Source organism: Bradyrhizobium sp. PRIMUS42 (assembly GCF_023006515.1).
GTDB lineage: Bacteria > Pseudomonadota > Alphaproteobacteria > Rhizobiales > Xanthobacteraceae > Bradyrhizobium.
Genome location: NZ_JALBGZ010000257.1, coordinates 1 through 7,994, shown reverse-complemented (window position 1 = coordinate 7,994; position 7,994 = coordinate 1). Strand labels below are relative to the sequence as shown.

Annotated in this window: 11 protein-coding genes; 5 read left to right on the top strand and 6 right to left on the bottom strand. The window is 63.4% G+C overall.

Translation table 11 applies throughout. From position 1 onward, the window contains the following. Window positions 1-540, top strand: a 540-nt coding sequence (locus tag MOV75_RS19605) for a PDZ domain-containing protein (protein ID WP_247006414.1), incomplete at its 5' end; no start/stop codon positions are given. A gap of 273 nt (window positions 541-813) precedes the next feature. Further along, window positions 814-1,176, top strand: a complete 363-nt coding sequence (locus MOV75_RS19600) for a hypothetical protein (RefSeq protein WP_194408207.1) — start codon at window positions 814-816, stop codon at window positions 1,174-1,176. Between the two features lie 12 nt (window positions 1,177-1,188). Here MOV75_RS19600 and MOV75_RS19595 read toward each other — a convergent pair whose 3' ends face one another. Together MOV75_RS19595 and MOV75_RS19590 are read right to left on the bottom strand one after the other, a co-directional pair. Next, on the bottom strand, window positions 1,189-1,488 hold the full coding sequence (locus MOV75_RS19595) for a DUF6496 domain-containing protein (protein WP_246928413.1): 300 nt from the start codon (window positions 1,486-1,488) through the stop codon (window positions 1,189-1,191). An 86-nt stretch (window positions 1,489-1,574) separates the two neighbouring features. Then, complete coding sequence (locus tag MOV75_RS19590; protein WP_246928423.1) at window positions 1,575-1,769, bottom strand: DUF3072 domain-containing protein; 195 nt, start codon at window positions 1,767-1,769, stop codon at window positions 1,575-1,577. Window positions 1,770-1,884: 115 nt separating this feature from the next. On the opposite strand from MOV75_RS19590, the gene MOV75_RS19585 reads away from it, so the two are divergent. Then, window positions 1,885-2,106: a hypothetical protein gene (locus MOV75_RS19585; RefSeq protein WP_246928425.1), complete on the top strand. Its 222-nt coding sequence runs from the start codon at window positions 1,885-1,887 to the stop codon at window positions 2,104-2,106. Window positions 2,107-2,123: 17 nt separating this feature from the next. Next, window positions 2,124-2,333: a hypothetical protein gene (locus MOV75_RS19580; RefSeq protein ID WP_246928427.1), complete on the top strand. Its 210-nt coding sequence runs from the start codon at window positions 2,124-2,126 to the stop codon at window positions 2,331-2,333. A gap of 103 nt (window positions 2,334-2,436) precedes the next feature. Here MOV75_RS19580 and MOV75_RS19575 read toward each other — a convergent pair whose 3' ends face one another. Continuing rightward, window positions 2,437-2,685: a hypothetical protein gene (locus MOV75_RS19575; protein ID WP_246928429.1), complete on the bottom strand. Its 249-nt coding sequence runs from the start codon at window positions 2,683-2,685 to the stop codon at window positions 2,437-2,439. Between the two features lie 94 nt (window positions 2,686-2,779). Next, on the bottom strand, window positions 2,780-3,037 hold the full coding sequence (locus tag MOV75_RS19570) for a hypothetical protein (protein WP_246928430.1): 258 nt from the start codon (window positions 3,035-3,037) through the stop codon (window positions 2,780-2,782). Window positions 3,038-3,177: 140 nt separating this feature from the next. Here MOV75_RS19570 and MOV75_RS19565 point away from each other — a divergent pair, with 140 nt between their 5' ends. After that, a complete protein-coding gene (locus tag MOV75_RS19565) occupies window positions 3,178-3,399 on the top strand; it encodes a hypothetical protein (RefSeq protein ID WP_246928432.1) in 222 nt (73 codons plus the stop codon). 115 nt (window positions 3,400-3,514) lie between these two features. On the opposite strand, the gene MOV75_RS19560 is transcribed toward MOV75_RS19565, so the two are convergent. Continuing rightward, entirely contained in the window at window positions 3,515-5,005 is a 1,491-nt protein-coding gene (locus tag MOV75_RS19560) for an HWE histidine kinase domain-containing protein (RefSeq protein WP_246928434.1), read from the bottom strand. Between the two features lie 13 nt (window positions 5,006-5,018). Beyond that, window positions 5,019-7,994: response regulator (locus tag MOV75_RS19555; RefSeq protein WP_247006413.1), on the bottom strand; the 2,976-nt coding region annotated here is incomplete at its 5' end.

Sequence of the window (7,994 nt, the reverse complement as noted above, 5' to 3'; positions counted from 1 at the left end):
AGCCCGCAGGACGGCAGCCCGGCGGCCAAGGCCGGCATCGAGGCGGGAGACGTCATCACCGCCGTCAACGGCACCGCGATCAAGGACTCCCGCGACCTCGCCCGTACCATCGCCACCCTGCCCCCGGGCAGCTCGGTGAAGCTCGACGTCTTCCACAAGGGCGCGACCAAGACGCTGACGCTCGCACTCGGCGAGCTGCCGAACGAGCGGCAGGCCAAAGGAAATGGCAGCGCTGACGAGGGTAAGGGGCAGCCGAACGACGGCACGCCGCGTCTCGGGCTCGGCCTGGCTCCGGCCGGTGACGTCCAGGGCGCTGGCCAGAAGGGCGTCGTCGTCACGGAAGTCGATCCGCAAGGGCCGGCGGCGCAGCGCGGCATCCAGACTGGCGACGTCATCCTCAATGTCGGCGGCAAGGCGGTCGCCAATGTCGGCGACGTCCGCTCCGAGCTGGCGCAGGCCAAATCGTCCGGCAAGCGCAGCGTGCTGTTGCAGGTCAGAACCGCGGAGGCGACGAGGTTCGTGGCGGTGCCGCTCGCCTGAGGCGAGCATCGACCAGCCAAAAATCAAGCAAGGCGGCCCTCGGGCCGCCTTGTCCGTTTGCCTTCAGAGTCCCTGGAGGGGTCATCGATAACATTCTCGTTAACGGCAGGGATGGTGACCGGGTTCGTCCGAAAAAGCCGTGTTCGCTCATCACAGTTGAGTTGCTCGGGTCTGCCGGCAACGACGCCGCCAACACGGGTTGCAAGCGTGGAACTTCGAACTTGCCGCCGCTTTGTGGAGCTGGCCGGTGGTTCGCATTTGATCGGTGCCGACATGGATCGATTGAAGCTCTCGCTGAGGGGGGCGCTGCTCGCGGCGCCGTTCGTGCTCTGGGGCGGAAACGCGCTCGGTCGTGATGACGGCCGCTACGCGGACTCACCCCTCAAGCCATGGTTCGACAGCCTGCGCAGCCACCTCGGCCCGTGTTGCTCGGACGCAGATGGTTTTGCCGTCGCTGATCCCGACTGGGAGTCGCACAACGGGCATTATCGCGTGCGTCTCGACGGGGAGTGGGTCGAAGTGCCTGATGAAGCCGTCATCACCGAGCCGAACCGCGCCGGCCGCACCATGGTGTGGCCGGTGAAGACAGCCTTTGGGGTCTCGATCCGCTGCTTCATGCCGGGCAGCATGATCTGAGACAGGTCAGCGTCAATGCTTGCTGGATTTGCGCTTCGACGATTTCTTGGTTGTCTTCTTAGTCGTCTTCTTAGTGGTCTTCGTCGTCCTCTTCTTGGACGCTTTCTTCTTCGAGGCCTTCTTCGGGACCTTCTTGCCCTTCTTGCGCGCCTTCGACAGTCCGATCGCGATCGCCTGCTTGCGACTCTTCACGCGTCCGCCACGGCCCTTGCGACCGCTCTTTGCCGTGCCCTTCTTGTAGCGTCGCATCTCGCTTTCGACATCGCTGCCGGAGCTGCGTGAGTAGCGACGTTTCTTTGCCTTGCGTGCCATGCATGTTCTCCCTTGGCCGAGAGAACCATTCGACCCAGGCATGGTTCCGAAAGCGAGCACCTCACGTTCCAGATGCGCGACGCAGCCTAGAAGGAATTCGCCAGCTCGATCTCCGCTTCCAGCACCTGGATGCGACGTGCGGCCTCGGTGAAGGACAGATCGCGCGCATATTGTGCGGGCTGATAAGCCTCATCGCTCAGCCGTTTCAGCCTTAGCCCCTGCGCGCGGGTCATCTGCTCGGTGAGGAAGACCCTGGCGTCGTATTTACCTTGAACCTGCATCTGGCTTCTCCGTCCTGAAAAGGTGACTTGACTATATGTTCTTATTTTGTTCTAACAAGCCATGGACAACAGAATTAATGAAATTCGGCGTAAAATCAGCGTCTTGAGGCTGGAAATGGCCGACGTCGAGGCCGCCGTGCGCGATCGCGTCAACGGCGATCGCGATTGCAGCCAGCAGGCCCTGGCGCAGATGGATTTGCGCCGGAGGATCAATCTGCTGGTCGGCGAATGGAGGGCTGCCGGAGGCGGTGACGTGCTGCCTGACGTCCGCGACCGGATGCGCCGTCGTTCGTTGAAGACAGTCGGCAATCCCCAGCTCACGAACACACGGCGCTGAAATCTTTGAGGGGCGCCATGGAGGAAGACCCGGACACTTACCGGATCTTGAGGTTGCGCGCCGAGATTCTCGAATTGGGCTCTGCCATCCGGCAATTGCAGCGCGCGGGTCTCGATGATGCGGCGGCCCAACTTCTGATCGGACGCAAGCGCGCACAGCTCGAGTATCTCGTGAAGGCGAATTCTGTGAGCCCCGGGCTCAACTTCCAAGCGCGCCGGCCGCAATGAGCTGACGCGGGCGCTCGCCGATACGGCGCGCGATTGCCTCGATCATCGAGACGAAAAAGCCCCGCGCCGCCGCGGGGCTTTTGTTTGAGATGGGCGCCTGAGCTTACTTGGTGTTGCTCATGCCCTTGCTGCTCTTGTTCGTCATGGTGCCGCCCTGGTCCGATCCGGGACCGGAGCCGCCCTGGCCGGAAGGATCCGCGCCCTTCGAGGACTTGGTGTTGGCCCCAGTGGTCTGCGATGACGACATCGAGGATCCGTGTTTCGCCTTGTGCGACTTGGCCTGCGCAGCGAGCGGTGCAGCGGCGAGACCGGTTGCCAACATCACGGTGAGAGCGAGCTTGGTCATTGTCATGTGAGGAACTCCCTGAGTTAAATTGACGCAGGCAGCCAACCGCCATTTATCGCAGGAGTTCCCAACAAAGCATCTGCCCCGCTTGACGCACGCTTCAAGATTGCTTGTCCTCAGCGAGGATGAACACCACGCCGGTGAGGGTCGCGCCGATCGCGAACGTCGTCACCAATGTAAAGGCAAAAACGATCGCGGCTTGGCTTCCACCGTGATTGAGCAGGTTGGCGACGGCGGGATTGCACAGGATCAGCGCGAGACTGAAGGTGAGGCCGAGGGCCGCGCCCATCATCGCATGCGTCATCAGCTTGATGATGCCGGCAGGAGAGACCAAGTCCGACGACTTTTTTGCGCGCATGGGACTGCATCCCGATCTGGCATGCAAACGCGGGCTATAGTCGCCGGTTCCAAATAAATGAAGGAATTGTCATCACCGGCTTCATCCGGCGTTCATGCCGGTCTTGCGATGATAAGCGCCATCAAAACGGGACATTCGATATGGGTAAGGTAGTCTTTCTTTACCGCTCACTGGCCTATCGCAACGCCGCCGCGGACATCCTGCGCAAAGCACGCAAGCTGCCGCAGGGCGCGGAGCGAAGCGCGGCTCGCCGCTATGCCAGGGCGCTACGCGATCTCGCCCAAACGGAAGCCTGGCTCGAAGGCCGGGTCGCGCGCGAACCGCGGATGGCGCAACGTATGACGAGCGCGGCGTCCGGCTAGAGCTTTTGTCATTCCGATTGATTGTCATTCCGATTGAATCGAAACGGAAGCTCTCGATTCTCGTCCTGACGCGTTTTTTCGACGCGAAACAGTCTTCACTTCGCTGCAAAACGCTCTAACCGGATGCACGCTGCAATTCGGCGGCGCTGGCCTCGTCGAATTTGCCGGATGCGGTTGTCGCCGCCGTCTTGCGTGTCAACGGCACCTCCAGACGGCACAACAGGCCCTCGGCTCGCCAATCGAACAGCGCCTGACCACCGAGCTGGGACTCGACGCTCGCGAGCAGGCTCCGGGTGCCGAAGCCGCGAGATTTCGGAGTCATGACGAGCGGACCGCCGGATTCCTCCCAACTCAGCGTAAGCACTTGATCCTTGACCTGCCAGCCGATCGTGAGCCGTCCCGACCTGGTCGAGAGGGCGCCATACTTGGCTGAGTTGGTGAAGAGCTCATGCAGCGCGAGCGCCAGCGTCTGGGCCGTCGCCGGCAGCAACTGGACCTCCGGACCCGCCAATATGATCTGGCCACCGAGCGAATAGGGCGCAAGCTCCTCGTCGATCAGCCTGGAGAGCTCGGCGCCCTGCCAGCTCGACAGCGACAGGATAGTGTGCACGCGCGCCAGCGCATTGATCCGTCCCTCGACGGCGTTGACATAGTCCTTGACCTCATCGGCACGGGTGAGGCGCACGATCGACTGCGCCAGTGCCAACGCATTCTTGGCGCGATGATCGACTTCCCGCGCCAGCAGATTCTGCCGTTCCTCGGCACGTTTGCGTTCCGTAATGTCCACGGTGACGCCGCTCACGCGCACGACGCGACTGCTATCGTCCACGGTTGCCGCCGCCGTGCCGACGCACCAGCGCACTTCCCCGTCGGGCCTGATAATGCGGAACTCGGTCTCGTAGGCGCGCGCGCCCTTGTTGAATTCGGCGATCGCCTTGCGCAACTGATCGACGTCGTCGGGATGTAACAGCGCCTGAACGTTGGCCGGGTTGACCTCGAAGCTCTCGGGGCTGACGCCAAAGATGCGATACTGCCCCTCGTCCCACATCCAGTCGCCGCTGATCCAGTCCCAATCCCAGGAGCCCATCTTGCCGGCAGCGATCGCCATGCTGCGCCGCTGCTCGCTCTCGCGCAGCCTCGCGGTGGAGTTCTCCAATTCCGCCGTGCGCGCGCGGACGCGATCCTCGAGCTCCTGGTTCAGACGTTCGAGCTCGCGGGTCTTGCGGTAGAGCTCGGCAAACACCTTGATCTTGGCGCGCAGCACCTCCGGCACGACCGGTACCGGCACGTAGTCGACCGCTCCCATCTCGTAGCCGCGCAACCGGTCGATGTCGCTGACCTGGATGGCGGAGATGAAGATCATCGCGGTCTTCTGGAAGCGCGGATGTTCGCGGATCATTGCGGCGAGCTCGAAGCCGTCGAGCTCGGGCATGCAGACGTCGACCAGGATCACCGCGATCTCGGTCTTGAGCAGCAGCTCCAGCGCCTCGCGTCCGGACGAGGCGATCACGAGGTTCTCGCCGAGTTCCTTCAGGATCACCTCATAGGCGAGCAGCTTGGCCGGCTGGTCGTCGACGAGCAGGATGTTGACCTTTTCGTGGTCCATTCGCGGGCCCAACTCAGCGGTGCAGCCACATGCGGATCGCAAGCAGCAATTGATCGGTGTTGACGGGTTTGGCGAGGTAGTCGGACGCGCCGGCTTCGAGGCATTTCTCCCGGTCGCCCTTCATCGCCTTGGCGGTCAGCGCGATGATCGGAAGGCGGGCGAAGGCCGGATTTTCGCGAATGACGCCGATGGTCTGATAGCCATCCATCTGCGGCATCATGATGTCCATCAGCACGATGGCGATCTCCGGGTTGGATTCGACCAGGGTCACCGCTTCGTTGCCGGTCGTCGCCGTCAGCACTTTCATGCCGCGCCGTTCCAGCACGCTCGACAGCGCGAAGATGTTGCGGGCGTCGTCGTCGACGAGCAGCGCGGTCTTGCCGATCAGGTCCTCGTCGGAACTGTTCAGCTTCTCCAGCATGCGTTGCTTCTCGACCGGAAGTTCCGTGATGACACGGTGCAGGAACAGCGCCGTCTCGTCGAGCAGGCGCTCGGGCGATTCCACGCCCTTGACCACGATGCTGCGCGCCATGGTGTGGAGCTCCGCATCCTCTTCCGCCGAGAGTTCGCGGCCGGTGAACACCACGACCGGAATGTTCGACAGCGCCTCGTCGTTGCGGATCTGGTCCAGTACCTCGAAGCCGCTCATGTCGGGCAGCCGCAGGTCGAGCACCACGCAGTCGCACGGCTCTTCGCGCAGCGTCGAGAGCGCGCCTGCGCCGGTGTCGGTCGTTACGATCTCGATGTCGTCGTGGTGCAGCAGCTCGCGGATCGAGAGCTGCTCGGCCTCGTTGTCCTCGACGATCAGGAGCCGCTTGCGCCGCGGCCGTGCATATTCCTTGATCTGCGTCAGCGCGGCCGAGACGCCTTCGGTCGTCGTCGGCTTGTTGACGAAGGAGAACGCACCACGCGCCAGCGCATGCTGGCGGTCCTCGTCGAGCGTGATGATCTGTACGGGGATGTGACGGGTCAGCGGATTGTGCTTGAGCTGGCTCAGCACGGTCCAGCCGAGCATGTCAGGCAGGAACACGTCGAGCGAGACTGCTCGCGGCTGATATTGCTTGGCAAGCTCCAGCGCCTCCGCGCCGCGGGCGGCGACCAGCACCTTGAATCCCTTGTCGCGAGCGAGATCGACCAGCACGCGCGCATAATGCGGGTCGTCCTCGACGATCAGGAGGATGCTGTCGCCGGGCTCGAGGTTGAGCCGGTCGTCGGGAAGCTGCTCGATGACGCGCTGCTGCTCCGGCGAGGCCGGCTGCAGCGCCGGCGGCTGGTTGTGTGTCTGTGGCGCGGGCGCCGCGCGGGGGGCGAGCGTCGGGCCGGAATATTTGAGCGGCAGATAAAGCGTGAACGACGAGCCCTTGCCCGTCGCGCTGCGCAGATGAATTTCGCCGCCGAGCAGGCTTGCCAGCTCGCGGCTGATCGCAAGTCCAAGGCCGGTGCCGCCGTATTTCCGGCTGGTGCCGGCATCGGCCTGCTGGAACGCCTCGAAGATCAGCTTCTGCTTCTCCACGGGAATGCCGATGCCGGTGTCGGACACTTCGAAGGCGATCACCGCCGGCGCGGAATTCAGGACCGGGTGATCCGTACCCCAGCCGCCGACGGCGCCGGCGACCTTGAGGCGCACCTCGCCTTCGGCGGTGAACTTGAAGGCGTTGGAGAGCAGGTTCTTCAGGACCTGTTGCAGGCGCTTGGAGTCGGTGACGATGCTGCGCGGAAGGGTGGGATCGACGTCGATCTTGAACGACAGATTGCGATTGTCCGCCTCGTGCCGGAACGGCCGCCCGACGGTCTCGAGCAGGTTCGCGGTCAGGATTTCCTCGGCGTCGACCGTCACCGTGCCGGATTCGATCTTGGACAGATCCAGAATGTCGCTGATCAGATTAAGCAGGTCGGTGCCGGCGCCGTGGATGGTGCGGGCGAATTCGACCTGCTTGGCCGAGAGGTTGCCGTCCGGATTGTCGGTGAGCTGCTGTCCCAGGATCAGGATCGAGTTCAGCGGCGTGCGCAGCTCGTGGCTCATATTGGCGAGGAATTCGGACTTGTACTTCGAGGTCAGCGCGAGCTCGGTCGCCTTTTCCTCCAGGGCGCGGCGGGCCTGCTCGATCTCCTGGTTCTTGCGTTCGACCTCGACGTTGCGCTCGGCGAGCTGCTGCGCCTTCTGCTCGAGCTGGTCGTTGGTCTGCTGCAATTCGCGCTGCTGGGTCTGAAGCTCGCCGGCGAGCTGCTGCGACTGCTTGAGCAGGCCCTCGGTCTGCATCGTCGCTTCGATCGAATTGAGCACGATGCCGATGGAGTCGGTGAGTTGCTCCAGGAACGTCATCTGCGAGGTCGTGAAGGAGACGAGCGAGGCAAGCTCGATCACGGCCTTGACCTGGCCCTCGAACAGCACAGGCAGCACGACGAGGTTCTTCGGCGCGACGCGGAACAGCGCCGAGTTGATCGGCACCACGTCGGATGGAATGTCGGCGACAACGCGCGGCCGGCTGTCGAGGGCGCACTGGCCGATCAGTCCGTCGCCGAACTGCAATACGCGCTGATACGGATAGATGCCGTCGCTGGCATAGGAGGCCAGCAGCAGGAGGTGCGGATTGTCCTCGCTCTCGACCTGGTAGATCACGCCGGTATGGGCGTTCACCAGTGGCGACAGCTCGGTGAGCAGCAGCCGGCCGACGGTGGTGAGGTCGCGCTGGCCCTGGAGCATGTTGGTGAATTTGGCGAGGTTGGTCTTCAGCCAGTCCTGCTCGGTGTTCACGTCCGTCGTGAGACGGAGATTCGTGATCATCGTGTTGATGTTGTCTTTCAGTTCGGCCACCTCGCCGCGGGCGTCGACCTGGATCGATCGCGTCAGGTCGCCCTTGGTCACGGCGGTCGCGACCTCGGCGATCGCGCGCACCTGCGAGGTGAGGTTGGCAGCGAGCAGGTTGACGTTGCCGGTGAGGTCCTTCCAGGTGCCGGCAGCGCCGGGCACGTTGGCCTGACCGCCGAG